Origin of the sequence: Lentzea sp. NBRC 102530, from assembly GCF_030269365.1 — a bacterium.
Taxonomy (GTDB): Bacteria; Actinomycetota; Actinomycetes; order Mycobacteriales; family Pseudonocardiaceae; genus Lentzea.
The window spans coordinates 186,769-200,525 of record NZ_BSTF01000010.1 but is presented as its reverse complement, the minus strand read 5'-3'; the positions used below and the strand labels follow the sequence as shown (position 1 = coordinate 200,525).

The window sequence follows — 13,757 nt, the reverse complement described above, 5'->3', positions numbered from 1 at the left end:
TGAGCTAGTGGATCCAGCAGTCGCGGGGCAGCAGGGTGGGTGTCGTCGGCGCCCACTCCGGCACCGGCGGCAACGCCCGTCCCGACGGCGTGTCCACCGGGCGCGTCGACGAGAGGTTACGCCACGTCCGGCGTTCGGCCCCGAGGTCGCTCGACAACGGGTAGACCATCCCCACGCCCTGCCGCAGCCGCACTTCTTCGGCCAGCTCCACGGCCCGTGGCGTGCACACGACCCATTCCTGCACCGGCCCCCACAGCCACAACGCGGGCCCGTCGACCAGTTCCGTGCGGATCTCGGTGCGTCCATCGGCCGCACACCACCGCACGGGCCGATGCGTGCCGCGCACCGTGCCCGCGCGCACGATGTGCCACACGGCCAGGGGTTCGCTCAACGACGACGTGGGCGCGACGTCGTTCACGACGCCCGGTGACACCGCGTCGAAGCCGAGGAACGTCCGCCGCACCGACACCGAGAACCGCACGCCGTTCGCCAGCGTCTCGGCCACCACCGGCAACGACTCCGGGTACGGGACGCGGCTGGGCACCACGGGGTCGCCCGCGGGCCAGCCCGGCGACAACGGGCCGGCCGGGGCCGGGGCGGTCGACTCCCACCTGCCGATGTCGGGCGCGGTCGGCGCACCGGTCAGCACGCCGGGGACGTAGCCCTGAGGGCCGGCCACGCGCAGCCGCGGGTTGATGTTCCACACCACCGACGAGGCGACGCCGCCGTAGCGGGCGACGCGGTGGCGGCGGCGTTCGATCTCGGCGGCCAGGCCACGCGGGTCGGGGGTCGGGATGATGACGTCGTAGGCCGCGCGCAGCCACACGGCGGGGCCGGCGGGCAGGTCGAACCGCAGCGGGTGGCTGGAGGAGTGCTCGGGCGTCCGGTACTTCACGTTCTTGAGCAGCACGCCCGGTTCGACCTTCAGCACGCCCGCCAGCGGTACGCCGATGACGTCCGTGGCGATGCGGGCGCCGCCGACCAGGCGGGTGAACAGCACGCGGTCCTGCTCCACGACCACGGCGGCCTCGCCGGACAGCGGGACGACGATCGGCGCGTCGTTCATCGGCGCAACTCCGGTGGCAGCAAGGGGATCAGTGCGTTCAGGAACTCGGCGGCGGCGCCCTCGTGGCCGACGCCCTCGCGGTGCACGGTGATGCGGCCGCCGCCGAGTTCGAGGCCGCCGGTCGACTCGCACGGCGCGGCGGTCAGCGCGGGCGTGAGCAGGCGGACGAACGCGAACTCGTCGCAGAACACCAGGAACGAGTCGTCGAAGGCGGGCACGCCCACCGCGATCGCGCCCTTGTTCTCGTCGTGCGTGATGCGCCGCCAGTCCTCGGTGGCCCGTGCCCGCACCCGCAACGGCGGGCACGGGCCGAGTGCGGTGCCGACCGAGACGAACGCCTCCTCGCGCGCCTTCTGGTCGCCACCGGCGGAGTCCAGGCCGACGACGCGGACCTCGGTGCGCGTCGTGAACGTGCGCCCGCCGACGGACGTCACGGCCTCGGTGGGAGTGAAGCGCTTGGGCCGCCACCACATCAGAAGTCGAGCTCCCGGTCGGTTCGCGCCGCGTCCTGGTCGGTGCCGCGCCGGTCGTAGGTGATCGTCCTGACCGCGCCGTCGACGAAGCCCGCCGCCTTGTTCGCGATCTTGACCGGGTCGGTGTACTTCATGCCGTCCGGACCGCTCTGGTCGAGCCCCACGACCTTCTCCGCGTTGCCCGACAACGACTTGGTGAACGCCTCGCTGAGCGTGCCCGGCTTCTTGGCGGCGCCGTAACCGGCGGCGCGGGCGTCGGCGGCGCGGTTCGCCTGCTCGAAGAAGTCGAGCTTCTGACGCATCTGTTCCAGCAACTCCGCGCTGTCAGGCATGCGCCGAACGTACCAACGGCGCCTGGGCGGGGTGGCCGCACGCGCGGCCACCCCACACCATCAGGCGACAGTGCTCTCCCGGGAGGCCTTCGCCGGGGCCTTGGCCCTGCGCGCGGCCGGGTCGATCAGCAGGCCGAACACCACGCCGATGCCGACGTAGAGCGTGGCCAGCTGGGCGAGCGAGCTGAGGCGGAACTGCCACAGGACGTTCACCGGCATGTCCGCGGGAACCGTGTCCGGCGGGGCCGGGAACGCGAGCAGCACCACGGCGGCGGCCGCGACGACCGCGAGCAGCACCGCCGTCGTGCGCACCGGCTGCGACTGCGCGTGCAGCTGCGCGGCGAGCCAGCTCGCACCCCACACGATCAGCAGACCGGCCACGACCACGCCGAGGTAGAGCGCCGTGCGGTGGTTCACCGTCGCCGGATCGCCCACGGCGGGCGGGTTGGCCGGGTACTTGATCCACGGCAGCAGCGCCACGGCACCGAAGACCGCGGCCCCGAAGGCGAAGCTGCGGCTGAACGGCGTGCGGTCGGTGAACCAGCGCTTCGACAGCGCGTAGGCCGTGGCGAACACCAGGCCGACCGCGATGCCGACGATCACCACGCCGAGCATGCCGCCCACGACCTGGGCGCCGCGGCTGACGAGCTCTTCCTCGCCGCCGTGGGAGTGGCCGGCTTCCTCACCGGCGGGTGCGCGAGCTTCCTCGACCGCGAGCGCGGCCCGGATCGGGATCTCGGTCACCAGGAGCTGCACGAGCGCGGACGCGACACCGGCGATGGCGCCGGCCGCGACTCCGCGCAGTGCGATGGACTTGTACGTCGTCGTCATCTGCGTGGATCTAGTGGCAGGGGACGCCGAGCGCGTGACGGCCGTCGTGGAAGAACTCGTGCAGCAACTCGGAACCCGCGCCGAGCGCGAGGCCGTTCTCCTGCAGGACCAGGTACGTGACGATCAGGCCGAGCAGTGAGACGGCGAAGGCCCATTTGGGCACGCGGACGGCGGACAGGCTTGCTGCGGGGCTCGTCATGACGGGCTCCTCCATACCTCGTGGAAGGTCAACTCTCCTAGCGGCGCCGCAGCCGGTCTCCTGACTCCCGGATCAACGCTGCCCCCGCGTCTTCCCAGTCCCGGCGGGGACCAGTGACGTGCTCGGCGGGGATCGCTTCCCGGTCACAGTGGCGAGGACCGCGCCGGATTCTCACCGGCTTCCCGTCACTGCGGCGCGTGCACCGTAAGTTGAGTCGGCTGTTAAGCACAACCGGCCATAAGAGTTGTTGCGTTCCTCACTTCGCGAGTGGACAGTCACCACACTTCCCACCTGCGGCAACGCGGTAGTACAGACAACACGACCGGCGCCGGAACCCGAGCTCGCCGGGAAAAGCCAGAAATTCTCCCGCCTGTTCGAACGGCGGTGTGCTCATGAGCTGTTCGCCGCGTTCTTCCGCTTCCTCCGCTGTGAGCATCTGTGCGCGCACGACCATTTTCAGCGCGCCCGCGACGTTCGACATCGCGTTGCCCCACAGCAACCCGCTCGCCACCGGCGTGACGGCCTGGACCGCCTCGACCACGGGGGCGAGCGCCTCGGCGGCGGGCGGGCCGAGCCGGGGCTGGTCGATGCGCACGCTCAGGCCGTTGGCGGGGTGGTGGTGCCACCACAGGTTCTCCGGCCGGACGTCGATCGGGATGTTCGCGGCCGTGAGCGGGCTGAGCAGCCGGGCCGTGTAGCTGAGGAAGAACAGGCTGGCGGCCACGCGCGGTTCGTCGGCCCGGTAGCGGATCGCGATGGCGTCGAGGGTGGTCTTGAGCGCCGGGCCTTCGAGCAACGCCGTTCCGGGCAGCCACGACTCGTCCGGACGGCCTACGTCGAGGGCGAAGAACGGGTTGATCCCGCGCACCCGGCGCAGGGCTTCGAGGACCTCGGCGAACTCAGACACGGAAGTTCACGCTACCGGGTGTCCATGCAGGACAGATCACGTCCACGGCCTGGGACAGATGCGACCGCGGTGTGGACGGGGGGTCGGGGGATGGGAGGATGTCATGCCGTGAAGACCTTCGATTCCCTGTTCGCTGAGCTGACCGAACGAGCCGCCACCAAGCCGGAGGGATCCGGCACCGTCGCCGCGCTCGAGGCCGGGGTCCATGCGCAGGGCAAGAAGGTCCTGGAGGAGGCGGGCGAGGTCTGGATCGCCGCCGAGTACGAGTCCGACGAGAAGCTCTCCGAAGAGATCTCGCAGCTGCTCTACCGCCTCCAGGTGCTCATGCTGGGCCGTGGGCTCACCCTCGAAGACGTCTACAAGTACCTCTGACTGAAAAGACTTCCACATGCTGCGCGTAGCAGTCCCGAACAAGGGCGCGCTCGCCGAACGCGCCTCCGCCATGCTCACCGAGGCCGGCTACCGGCAGCGGCACGAGCCGCGTGACCTGACCGTGCTCGACAACAACAACGACGTCGAGTTCTTCTTCCTGCGCCCCAAGGACATCGCGATCTACGTGGCGTCCGGCGACCTCGACCTCGGCATCACCGGCCGCGACCTGGCCGCCGACTCGGGCGCCGACGACAACGGCTCCTCCGTCGAGGAGCTGCTGGCACTGGGCTTCGGCTCGTCGACCTTCCGCTACGCGGGCCCCCGCGGCACCGACTGGAAGGTCGAGGACCTCGAGGGCAAGCGCCTCGCCACGGCGTACCCGAAGCTCGTGGGCCGCGACCTCGCCGCCCGCGGCATCACCGCCAAGGTGATCCGCCTCGACGGCGCGGTGGAGATCTCGATCCAGCTCGGCGTCGCCGACCTGATCGCCGACGTGGTGGGCTCCGGCCGCACCCTGCGCCAGCACGACCTGGTGCCGTTCGGCGACCCGATCTGCGAGTCCGAGGCCGTGCTGATCCACCGCAACGGCTCCGAGCTCACCGCGGCGAAGAAGCAGCTCACCGCCCGCCTCCAGGGCGTCGTGTTCGCGCAGCAGTACCTGATGCTCGACTACGACTGCCCGCGGTCGATCCTGGACGAGGCGATCGCCCTGACCCCGGGCCTCGAGTCGCCGACCGTGGCGCCGCTGGCCAACCCGGACTGGGCGGCCGTGCGGGCGATGGTGTCCCGCAAGGAAGCGAACAACGTGATGGACAAGCTCGCGGCCATCGGTGCCAAGGCCGTGCTGGCCTCGGACATCAGGTTCTGCCGCCTGTGATCACGGAGCACGCGCTGCTCGACGTCCTGCCCGGCTCCGAGCAGGACTTCGAGTGGGCGTTCGGCGAGGCGCGGGAGCTGATCTCCGCCTCGCCGGGCTTCCGCGGCCTCGAACTGCTGCGTTGCCTGGAGACGCCGTCGCGCTACCTGCTGCTCGTGCGGTGGGATTCCGTGGAGGACCACGTCGTCGGGTTCCGGCAGGGGCCTTCTTATGAGCGGTGGTCTGCCCTGCTGCACCGCTTCTACTCTCCGTTCCCGGTCGTGTCGCACTACGAGAGCGCGCTGAGCACCTCGTCGTCCGTGGTCTGATCGAAGCGGACGTACCAGCGGCTCACGGCCTGGAAGTGCTTCGGCGTGAGGATCGCGACGATCGGCGTCCGGAACGTCTTCAGCGCGTCCCGCGCGGCCACCGGCACCGCGAGGGTGACGCTCTTCGGGGTGTGTCGCGCGATGTGGTGGAGCGCCGCTCTGGCGGTGACGCCGGTGGCCAGGCCGTCGTCGACGAGGATGACGTCGCGGTTCGCCATGGTCAGCGGCCGGTCGCCGCGGTAGAGGGCGGTGCGGCGCCGTGCCTCCTGCCGTTCCGCGTCGGCCTGGTGGCCCAGCTGTTCCTCGGTCAGGTCGAGGGCTCTGAGGACCCTCGGGTCGTAGATCGGCTCGCTGTCGGCGGTGACGGCGCCGACGCCGTACTCCGGGTGGCCCGGTGCACCGATCTTGCGCGCCACGACGACGTCGAGCTCGGCGTTCAGGCGGGTCGCGATCTCCTTGGCGACCGGGACGCCGCCTCGTGGGAGGCCCAGGACCAGCGGGTCGTGCCAGGGCTGTCCGGCGAGGCGCGCGGCGAGGGCGCGGCCCGCTTCCTGCCGGTTCGCGAACCTCTTCATCGTCGTCCTGACGCTACGCCTTCCCTCGTTCAGTCGAACAGGCCCATGACGTCCGCGGTCATCGAGATGGACGGCACGCCGTTGCGGCACTGTGGACGGTGGTGGTGCCACGACTCCCGGTGCGTCCTGCGAGGTACCGGCACGCCTGGATCCGTTGACGTGGAATCGTTTTGACCCGGTCGAGTGAATTCGGGCCGGTGGTTGCGCCGATCTTCCGCCAGGTGGCCCTCTGGGGCATGACTGGACGAAACAGAGGCACGGCCGGCCGCGGCGAGGCGGCGGTGCTGGTCAACGGACTGCTGGCGGGTGTGGGCTCGTTGTACGTCCTGACGAGCTCGGTGCCGGTGACGGCCGGCGCCGCCGTGCTGGCGGCCGGACTGGCCGCGCTCTCGATCCTCGGCCGGTCGGACGGGTCGTGACGGGATGACACTGGCACGCGATCTCGTGGGTGACCCGGCACCCGACGATCCACGGAGACCCATGGCGGACTCGCCCGACGCGGAGTACCTGCGTTTCCACCGCGCCGAGCACGCCGCCGTGGTCGCTTTCCTGCGCTACCTCGGGTTCGCTCACCACATCGCGGACGAGTCGGCGTCCGAAGCGCTGGTGGAGCTCTACTGGTCCTGGGCCGAGGTGCGCACGAACCGCCGGATGTGGGTGCGCACGACCGCTCGGCGCATCGCGGGGAAGAAGATCTCGCGGACCTCGACGCTGAAGCGCTTGCTGGAGCGCGGGTTGCGGCCGGTGGAAGGCCGGATCGACCCCGTCATCGAGGAACTGCTGGAGCGCAACAGCGATCTCGTCCAGGCGATCAACAGCCTGCCCCGGCACCAGCGCGAGGTGATCGCGTTGCGGCTGGACGACTTCAGCACCGCGGAGATCGCGGTGGAGCTGAACATCGCGGAACGCACCGTGCAGGACCGCGCGAAGAAGGCGGGCGACGCGATCAGTTCGATGCTCGCCACTGGGGAGGAGACACGATGAACGACGACCTCGACGAGAAGCTCAAGGCACGGCACGCGGTGCACGTCGCCGACCTCGAGCTGGTGCTGGCACCGGCTCGGCTGCCGGCCGTGCCGGTGGGCCCACCCGCTCCGCGCGGGCGCGTGTCGTCACTGGCACGACTCGGGGTCGCGGTGGCGGCGGTGGCGGTGATCGGGGGGACGTCCGTGACACCGATGGCGATGAACTCCCTGCCGGTCATGTCCGCGCCCGAACTGGAGCTCGTGCGCCCGAGCGAGGTGCCGCCGTCCTCCGCGGTTCTGGATCGCACCACCAGGCACTCCGAACTGGCCGAGACGCGGCCCAGCGCGCCGATGACGGGATCGCCCGGCGCCGAGATGGTGGGGCGCGAGCTCGTCGTCGTCTGGTTCCGGCCGGACTCCGAGGAGGTGGAGGACGCCGACCTGGCGGTGCTGCGGGAGTTCATGAAGCACCTCGAGGACGACGACCGGGTTGTCGTCCTCGGGCACACGGCGCGGCTCGGCGCTGAGGACAGCGCGGTAAGGCTGAGCCAACTGCGTGCCGACAGCGTGCGGACGGTGTTGGTGAACGCCGGGTTGTCGCCGGCACGCGTCACCGCCGTCGGTGTCGGGTACGCGCAGGCCGCGGCGGCGTTCGACCCGCGTGATCGCCGGGTGACCGTGGAGCGGCTGACCTAGCGCTCGCGGACGAACAACGCCTGTGCTGTCGTGCCCACCGGACCGTGGACGTCGTGCACGACGCTGGTCGCCAGGCCCACGCCGTCCGGGCCGATGGTGGTGCGCGCGTCCATGCCCACCCACTCGCCGGTGGGGCGGCGGTGCAGGTGGACCGTCAGGTCCGTGTTGATGGCGTACCACTTGCGAATGTCCACACGGGACGAGACGCCGCTGGCCGAGTCGACGACGGAGAACAGGCGCTCTTCCGGGGTGGGCTCGGAGCCCTCGACGACGGCGACGCGCGGGCGGGCCCACACCCTGGCGTCACCCGGCGTGAAGATGCCACCGGACACGGACAGCCACTCGACGGCCGCGAGGTAGCCGCCGCCCCAGTGCTCGGGGATCTCCATCGGCACGGCGGTGGAAGGCGCTGCCAGCTCAGGTGCTTCGCCGCCCGCGACGGCGGTGGTGTCCGCGTCGACGATGCGCCACGCGCGGGCCGTGAGCACTGCACGGCCTTCGAACGAAAGGGAAGCTGCGAGGAGTTCCACGGAACGGCCGGGGCGTTCGACCGAAGTGGACACCGTCAGGTCCGCCACCGGGACCGGACCGAGCACCTCGAACGTGACGCGCGCCAAGGACGACGCCGGGTTGCCGAGGCCCAGCAGGGCGCGCACCAGCAACGCCGAGGGCGGGCCCAGGTGCTGGCTGTCCGGGCCCCACGGGCCGACGGTGTGTTCGGTGGAGCGGAACCTGTCGTCGCCCAGCGGCAGGTAGAAGGCGGCCATCAGTCGCGGTCCTGGAGGGGCTCGGTGTCGTCGGGCTCCGGCCAGCCAGGGTAGGGCGGCGGGGTGCCGTCGAACGCCGGGCAGAACGCCTTGTGGTCGCAGTAGTCGCACAGGCGGCTCGGGTTGGGGCGGAAGTCACCGGTCGGCGCGGCGCGCATGATCGCCTGCCAGATGGCGTCCAGGGTGCGTTCGAAGCGGGCGAGTTCGGACTCGTCCGGCTGGTAGGCCAGCGCCTGGCGGTCGGCCAGGTACATCAGCCTCAGCTGGCGCGGGACGACGCCGCGCAGCTTCCACAGCACGAGGGCGTAGAACTTCATCTGGAACAACGCCTTCGCCTCGCCGATCTCGCGCGGCGCGGCGCCGGTCTTGTAGTCCACGACCCGGATTTCACCCGTCGGGGCGACGTCCACCCGGTCGATGTAGCCGCGCAGCAGCACACCGGACGGCAGTTCGGACTCGACCAGGAGTTCGCGCGACTCCGGCTCCAGGCGCCGCGGGTCCTCCAGGCCGAAGTAGCCGTCGAGCAGCTTCGTGGCGGACGCGAGCCACTCCGCCTCCTCCTCGCTGCCCTCCGACTCGAAGAGCGTCGCGAACTCCGGGCGCTCGCCCTTCACCCGGTCCCAGGCGGGGGAGATCATCGCGCGGGCCCGGTCCGGGACGCGTTCGGCGGCGGGCAGCGCGAACAGGTCCTCCAGCACCGCGTGCACCACCGTGCCGCGCACCTGCGCCTTCGTCGGCCGCTCCGGCAACCGGTCGACCGCGCGGAACCGGTAGAGCAGCGGGCACTGCTTGAAGTCCCCTGCCCGGGACGGCGACAGCGCGGGCCTGCGCAACGTGGTGCTCATGCTTCGCACGATAGGACAGGGGTCTGACAATTCCGGGAGCGGCCACCGAACCGCGAGATCACACCACCCGCTCTACAGTGCTCCCGTGGCCGCGCGGATCAGTGAACGAGAGGGCGGCCTGCTGCTGTTCCGGGTGGCGGGCATCCCGGTGGTGCTCGCGCCGTCGTGGTGGATCGGTTCGGCGATCGTGGTGGCGTTCTACGCGCCGTTGGTCGACGACCTCGCACCGGGCACGCCGCCGGCCACGGGCCTTCTGGTAGCGGCGCTGTTCGCCGTCTTCCTCGGACTTTCCGTGCTCGCCCACGAACTCGGCCACTGCGTCGCGGCGATCAGGCTCGGCCTCCCGGTCAGGAGACTCAGGCTCTACCTGCTCGGCGGGCTGTCCGAGATCATGCGCACCCCCGGCAAACCCAGTCACGAAGGTGTGGTCGCGGGCGCCGGGCCGGTGGTGTCCATCGCGCTCGCCGTGGTGTTCGGCCTCGGCGGGTTCGCGATGACGTCCGGCGGCGTGCTGTGGCTGCTGGTCGTGCAGGTCGCCGGGGCGAACCTCGTGGTGGCGATCTTCAACCTGCTGCCGGGACTGCCGCTGGACGGCGGCAGGATCGTGCGCGCGGGCGTGTGGGCCGCGACCGGGCAACGGGCGACGGGCACGCGAGTCGCTGTGGTCGGTGGTTTCGCCGTGGCCGTCGCGTTGGTGGTGTGGGCGCTCTACGGCGTCATGGAAGGCGCTGAGGACCGTTGGCTGCGGTTCGGTGTGTGCGTGCTCACGGCGTGGGTTGTTGTTGCCGGTGCGCGCAGCGAACTCGCCAGCGAACGCCGCAGGACGTGGCCCGAGGGCGTCACGCTCAACGATCTGATCCTGCCCGTCCTGCAACTGCCGGCGGAAAGTCCCGTGGCGGACGCGCTCAGCACGTCGGCGGGACGCGGTGTGGTGCTGGTGCGGGCCGACGGCGTCGCGGCCGGCCTGCTCGACACCGAACTGGCGCGCAAACTCGCCGCGGCCAGCCCGTTCGCCCCCGCCGAACAGGCCGCGGAGCCGATCCGGCCGGAGACCGTGCTGCTCGCCGACGAACCCGGCGAGGAGATCGTCGAACGCGTGCAGGGCACGGCCGCGTGGCAGTTCCTCGTCGTCGACCTGGAGGGCCGTCCCGCCGGTGTGCTGCGCAGGGAGGACCTGCGTGCGGCCATTGAGAAGGGCGTTTGACACCATTGCGCGGTGATTAGCGCAAGTGGACCGTTCCGACCGGGCGACCGGGTTCAGCTGACCGACCCCAAGGGGCGGCACTACACCGTCGTCCTCGAGCCCGGCAAGGAGTACCACACCCATCGCGGCGCCATCCCGCACGACCTGCTGATCGGGCAGCCCGAGGGCTCGGTCGTCGCGTCGGTGGGCGGCACGAACTTCCTGGCACTGCGCCCGCTGCTGCCGGACTACGTGCTGTCGATGCCGCGGGGCGCGCAGGTCATCTACCCCAAGGACGCCGCGCAGATCTGCATGTACGGCGACATCTTCCCGGGCGCCCGCGTGCTGGAGGCGGGTGCCGGGTCCGGCGCGCTGTCGTGCTCGCTGCTGCGCGCGGTGGGGGAGAAGGGCAGCGTCCAGTCCTACGAGGTGCGTGACGACCACGCGGTCCACGCCATCCGCAACGTGGAGACGTTCTTCGGCGAACGGCCGGGCAACTGGTCGATCACCGTCGACGACGTGAAGAACCACGAGGGCGAGGTCGACCGGGTCATCCTCGACATGCTCTCGCCGTGGGAGGTCCTGCCCACGATCGCGAAGAACCTCATCCCCGGTGGCGTTCTCGTCGTGTACGTCGCCACCACCACGCAGCTGTCGGTGGTCACGGAGGCGCTGCGGGAGATGACGTGCTGGACCGAGCCGCACGCGTGGGAAACGCTCGTCCGGCCGTGGCACGTCGTGGGTCTCGCCGTGCGCCCGGAGCACCGGATGATCGCGCACACCGCGTTCCTGCTCACCACGCGCAAGCTCGCCGACGGCGTGACGGCACCGAAGCCGCAGCGCCGTCCCAGCAAGGGCTGAGAAACGCTGAAGGGGGCCCTCTGGTCGTAGAGGGCCCCCTTCAGCGCGTGGTCACTTGGACGGTGCGCCGGCGCTCTGCACGCCGCAGACCTTCCAGTCGCCACCCTCCTGCGTGAGCTTGTAGATGATGAACGACTTCACCGTGCCGGTGCCGCCCTGCGGGTCCGGGATGCCCGTGTAGTCCGCCTTGAACGTGCCGGTCGTCCCGGTCGTCGTCACCTCACCGGCCGTGATCTTCAGCTGGGGCGCGGGCTTCGGCGACTTGTTCGCCTTCTCGGCGTCCGCCGCCATCTTGTCGCAGATGTACGGCTTCATCGCGGCCAGGTCGAACTTGCCCTCGCGGCCCTGCTTCTGGTTCTCCGCCGCGAAGTCGGCGACCATCTCCTCGAGCTTCGCGTCCCCGCTGCCGGACTTGCTCGGCGACGACGGCTTGGTGGTCTCCTGCGGAGGTTCCGCCGTGTTCTCGCCGCTGTCCGCCGCCGCCGTGGTCGACGGCTTCGAGTCGTCACCGGACAGCAGCACGGCCGCCGTGACACCGCCGCCGACGAGCACCAGCACGCCGACGACGACACCGATGACCAGGCCGGTGTTGCTCTTCTTCGGGGGAGGACCGCCGAAGCCGCCGGGCTGGCTGTAGCCCTGGGGCTGCCCGTACTGGCCAGGCCGGCCGTACGGGTCCTGCTGGGGCTGGCCGTACGGACCCGGCTGCTGCTGCGGGAAGCCACCGCTCGGCGGCCCCTGCTGCCCGGGCCGGCCGTACGGGCCCTGAGGCTGCTGCTGCCCGTACCCCGGCGGCGGCTGCTGGCCGTACCCCGGCTGGGGCGGCTGCTGGCCGTGGCCGGGCTGCTGCGGGCCCTGGCCGTAGGGACCCGGCTGCTGCGGCGGGTAGGTCATCGGAAATCCCCCGAAACTGAAGTGCTGAACCCGATCACTTGGTCGGGATCGTCGGAACCTGGAAGTCGGGCAGCTTGATGTCCTTGGCGAGCGTGCAGAACTTCCAGTCGCCCGACTCCTTCTTGAACTTCACCGTGGTGTCGAAGCTCTTGGACTCGGTGCCGATCGTCACGGTCGTCGACACGCCGACGTCCGCGGTGTCGCCGCTGACCTTGACGTCCTTGACGTTGACCTTCGGCGACGGCATCTTCTTGAGCTCCTCGGCCAGCTTGCGCTGGTCCGGCGTGAGCTTCTTCTCCGCCTCCTCGGCCTCCTTGAGGGCCGCGTCGCAGGCCATCGACTTGACCTTGCTCTCGTTCTTCGAGGCGCTCGCGGCGTAGTACTCCTCGGCGACCTTCTTCACGTCCGCCGCGTCGTCACCGCCGCCCGAGTCGCTCGAGCCGGAGTCGGAGGACGAGCTGCTGGAGCTGGAGGAGCTGTTGCCGGAGAGCATCACCGCCGCCGTGACACCGCCGCCGACGAGCACCAGCACGCCGATGATGACGCCGACGATCAGGCCGGTGTTGCTCTTCTTGGGCGGCGGGCCGCCGAAGCCGCCGGGCTGGCCGTAGCCCTGGGGCGGGCCGTACGGGCCCGGTTGCTGACCGTAAGGACCTGGCTGACCCTGCTGCGGGAAGCCACCGCTCTGCGGGTTCTGCTGGCCGAACGGGTCCTGCTGCGGCTGGCCGTACGGGCCGGGCTGCTGGCCGTAACCGGGCGGCGGCTGCTGGCCGTAGCCCGGCTGGGGCTGCTGGCCGTACCCGGGCTGGGGCTGCTGGCCGTGACCCGGCTGCTGCGGCGGCTGCTGCCCGTACGGCCCACCGGGCGGCGGCTGCTGCCCGTAGGGCCCGGGCTGCTGCGGCGGGTAGGTCATCGAAACTCCCCCGATGCGGATGAGGTGATCTTTCGCTGGACATTGTGGTGCTTCGCCCGACAACTCGCGGGCGAATGGTGCCTATCGACACGCACGAGTGGTTATGCACACGGCCGCGAGTTGCGATCCGGCCGCGCGAAGGTCGCGTCTGATAACGATTGTGGCAACTCCACCGGTAATCGAGCGCGATGCTCTGCGCTGTCGGGGTGGTGCGCCGGTCGCGTCGGTGGAACCACCCGGATGGCCGCACGCCCTCCGGACGCTCCGGAGGCCCGCCCGCGCGGGTCCTCCGCCGGTCGCGAACGGGGTGGGTTGCGGTGCGTGACCGCCGAACGGGTCGATCGCTGGTCCACCTGGTGGGAACATGGCGGATCGCCGCCCGTCGCCGGGCCGCGAGCCGTACCAGGTGTGTCCAGGGGCGTCCGAGGGTGGTCGCGGACAGTGGAGACCGGGCGCCCGCCCTGGTGCTCCCATGACCCTCTCCTCGGGCTTCTCGCAGGTCGTCTGGCGTGTCGCGGGGCGAAACGCCGGTCGTGGCTTCTGGGACGCACCGTAGCCGGTGGGCGGTCGCGCCGGACACCGAGATGGACCAGTCGACCTCTCTTGGAGGCCTTGCCGTTGCGTCACACGAGCGAAGATGATGTTGTGAGTACCCCATTTTGTCGGTGATCGCCGGTACCGTAATCGGTACGA

19 protein-coding genes and 1 riboswitch are annotated in these 13,757 nt (G+C 70.8%); of the genes, 8 read left to right on the top strand and 11 right to left on the bottom strand.

Features of this window, described 5'->3' with window-relative positions; all coding sequences use genetic code 11:
• Positions 1–4 precede the first annotated feature (4 nt).
• From QSK25_RS26495 to QSK25_RS26470, 6 genes are all read right to left on the bottom strand, one after another.
• Positions 5–1,066, bottom strand: a complete 1,062-nt coding sequence (locus QSK25_RS26495; RefSeq protein WP_285642153.1) for a hypothetical protein — start codon at positions 1,064–1,066, stop codon at positions 5–7.
• Positions 1,063–1,539 (bottom strand): hypothetical protein, encoded by a 477-nt coding sequence (locus QSK25_RS26490; RefSeq protein ID WP_285642152.1) that lies wholly within the window; start codon positions 1,537–1,539, stop codon positions 1,063–1,065. The genes QSK25_RS26495 and QSK25_RS26490 overlap by 4 nt, the downstream gene beginning before the upstream one ends.
• On the bottom strand, positions 1,539–1,871 hold the full coding sequence (locus QSK25_RS26485) for a hypothetical protein (protein ID WP_285642150.1): 333 nt from the start codon (positions 1,869–1,871) through the stop codon (positions 1,539–1,541). Before QSK25_RS26485 ends, QSK25_RS26490 begins: the two co-directional genes overlap by 1 nt.
• A gap of 60 nt (positions 1,872–1,931) precedes the next feature.
• A complete protein-coding gene (locus tag QSK25_RS26480) occupies positions 1,932–2,702 on the bottom strand; it encodes a CbtA family protein (RefSeq protein WP_285642149.1) in 771 nt (256 codons plus the stop codon).
• Positions 2,703–2,712: 10 nt separating this feature from the next.
• The gene (locus QSK25_RS26475; protein WP_177229632.1) at positions 2,713–2,901 is read right to left on the bottom strand and encodes a CbtB domain-containing protein; all 189 of its coding nucleotides are present in this window, start codon (positions 2,899–2,901) and stop codon (positions 2,713–2,715) included.
• 33 nt (positions 2,902–2,934) lie between these two features.
• Positions 2,935–3,109: riboswitch (cobalamin riboswitch) on the bottom strand.
• Between the two features lie 48 nt (positions 3,110–3,157).
• Entirely contained in the window at positions 3,158–3,808 is a 651-nt protein-coding gene (locus QSK25_RS26470) for a (2Fe-2S)-binding protein (protein ID WP_285642145.1), read from the bottom strand.
• Positions 3,809–3,916: 108 nt separating this feature from the next.
• On the opposite strand from QSK25_RS26470, the gene QSK25_RS26465 reads away from it, so the two are divergent.
• From QSK25_RS26465 to QSK25_RS26455, 3 genes are read left to right on the top strand one after another with little or no spacing between them, the layout of a single operon-like run.
• On the top strand, positions 3,917–4,180 hold the full coding sequence (locus tag QSK25_RS26465) for a phosphoribosyl-ATP diphosphatase (RefSeq protein WP_089912086.1): 264 nt from the start codon (positions 3,917–3,919) through the stop codon (positions 4,178–4,180).
• 16 nt (positions 4,181–4,196) lie between these two features.
• On the top strand, positions 4,197–5,057 hold the full coding sequence (gene hisG / locus QSK25_RS26460; RefSeq protein ID WP_285642144.1) for an ATP phosphoribosyltransferase: 861 nt from the start codon (positions 4,197–4,199) through the stop codon (positions 5,055–5,057).
• Positions 5,054–5,365, top strand: a complete 312-nt coding sequence (locus tag QSK25_RS26455) for an antibiotic biosynthesis monooxygenase family protein (protein ID WP_285642143.1) — start codon at positions 5,054–5,056, stop codon at positions 5,363–5,365. The genes hisG and QSK25_RS26455 overlap by 4 nt, the downstream gene beginning before the upstream one ends.
• Here the strand turns inward: QSK25_RS26455 and QSK25_RS26450 are convergent.
• On the bottom strand, positions 5,326–5,940 hold the full coding sequence (locus QSK25_RS26450; RefSeq protein ID WP_285642142.1) for a phosphoribosyltransferase: 615 nt from the start codon (positions 5,938–5,940) through the stop codon (positions 5,326–5,328). The genes QSK25_RS26455 and QSK25_RS26450 overlap by 40 nt on opposite strands.
• A 236-nt stretch (positions 5,941–6,176) precedes the next feature.
• Between QSK25_RS26450 and QSK25_RS26445 the strand changes: the two genes are divergently transcribed.
• The 3 genes from QSK25_RS26445 to QSK25_RS26435 all read left to right on the top strand — a co-directional run bounded on the left by QSK25_RS26445 (position 6,177) and on the right by QSK25_RS26435 (position 7,601).
• Positions 6,177–6,359, top strand: coding sequence for a hypothetical protein (locus QSK25_RS26445; RefSeq protein WP_285642141.1), 183 nt, complete (start codon positions 6,177–6,179; stop codon positions 6,357–6,359).
• A 61-nt stretch (positions 6,360–6,420) separates the two neighbouring features.
• Complete coding sequence (locus QSK25_RS26440) at positions 6,421–6,924, top strand: RNA polymerase sigma factor (RefSeq protein ID WP_285642139.1); 504 nt, start codon at positions 6,421–6,423, stop codon at positions 6,922–6,924.
• Positions 6,921–7,601, top strand: a complete 681-nt coding sequence (locus tag QSK25_RS26435) for an OmpA family protein (RefSeq protein ID WP_285642138.1) — start codon at positions 6,921–6,923, stop codon at positions 7,599–7,601. Before QSK25_RS26440 ends, QSK25_RS26435 begins: the two co-directional genes overlap by 4 nt.
• Here the strand turns inward: QSK25_RS26435 and QSK25_RS26430 are convergent.
• Together QSK25_RS26430 and QSK25_RS26425 are read right to left on the bottom strand one after the other, a co-directional pair.
• The gene (locus QSK25_RS26430) at positions 7,598–8,371 is read right to left on the bottom strand and encodes a thioesterase family protein (protein WP_285642407.1); all 774 of its coding nucleotides are present in this window, start codon (positions 8,369–8,371) and stop codon (positions 7,598–7,600) included. The genes QSK25_RS26435 and QSK25_RS26430 overlap by 4 nt on opposite strands.
• Positions 8,368–9,213, bottom strand: a complete 846-nt coding sequence (locus QSK25_RS26425; protein ID WP_285642137.1) for a RecB family exonuclease — start codon at positions 9,211–9,213, stop codon at positions 8,368–8,370. Before QSK25_RS26425 ends, QSK25_RS26430 begins: the two co-directional genes overlap by 4 nt.
• An 85-nt stretch (positions 9,214–9,298) precedes the next feature.
• Between QSK25_RS26425 and QSK25_RS26420 the strand changes: the two genes are divergently transcribed.
• Positions 9,299–10,417, top strand: coding sequence for a site-2 protease family protein (locus QSK25_RS26420; RefSeq protein WP_285642136.1), 1,119 nt, complete (start codon positions 9,299–9,301; stop codon positions 10,415–10,417).
• Between the two features lie 15 nt (positions 10,418–10,432).
• Positions 10,433–11,257 carry a tRNA (adenine-N1)-methyltransferase gene (locus QSK25_RS26415; protein WP_285642406.1) on the top strand — a complete coding sequence of 275 codons (825 nt, stop codon included), beginning with the start codon at positions 10,433–10,435 and terminating at the stop codon, positions 11,255–11,257.
• A gap of 51 nt (positions 11,258–11,308) precedes the next feature.
• On the opposite strand, the gene QSK25_RS26410 is transcribed toward QSK25_RS26415, so the two are convergent.
• Both QSK25_RS26410 and QSK25_RS26405 read right to left on the bottom strand, forming a co-directional pair.
• Positions 11,309–12,151, bottom strand: a complete 843-nt coding sequence (locus QSK25_RS26410) for a hypothetical protein (RefSeq protein ID WP_285642135.1) — start codon at positions 12,149–12,151, stop codon at positions 11,309–11,311.
• Positions 12,152–12,185: 34 nt separating this feature from the next.
• Complete coding sequence (locus QSK25_RS26405; RefSeq protein ID WP_285642134.1) at positions 12,186–13,064, bottom strand: Rv0361 family membrane protein; 879 nt, start codon at positions 13,062–13,064, stop codon at positions 12,186–12,188.
• Positions 13,065–13,757 lie beyond the last annotated feature (693 nt).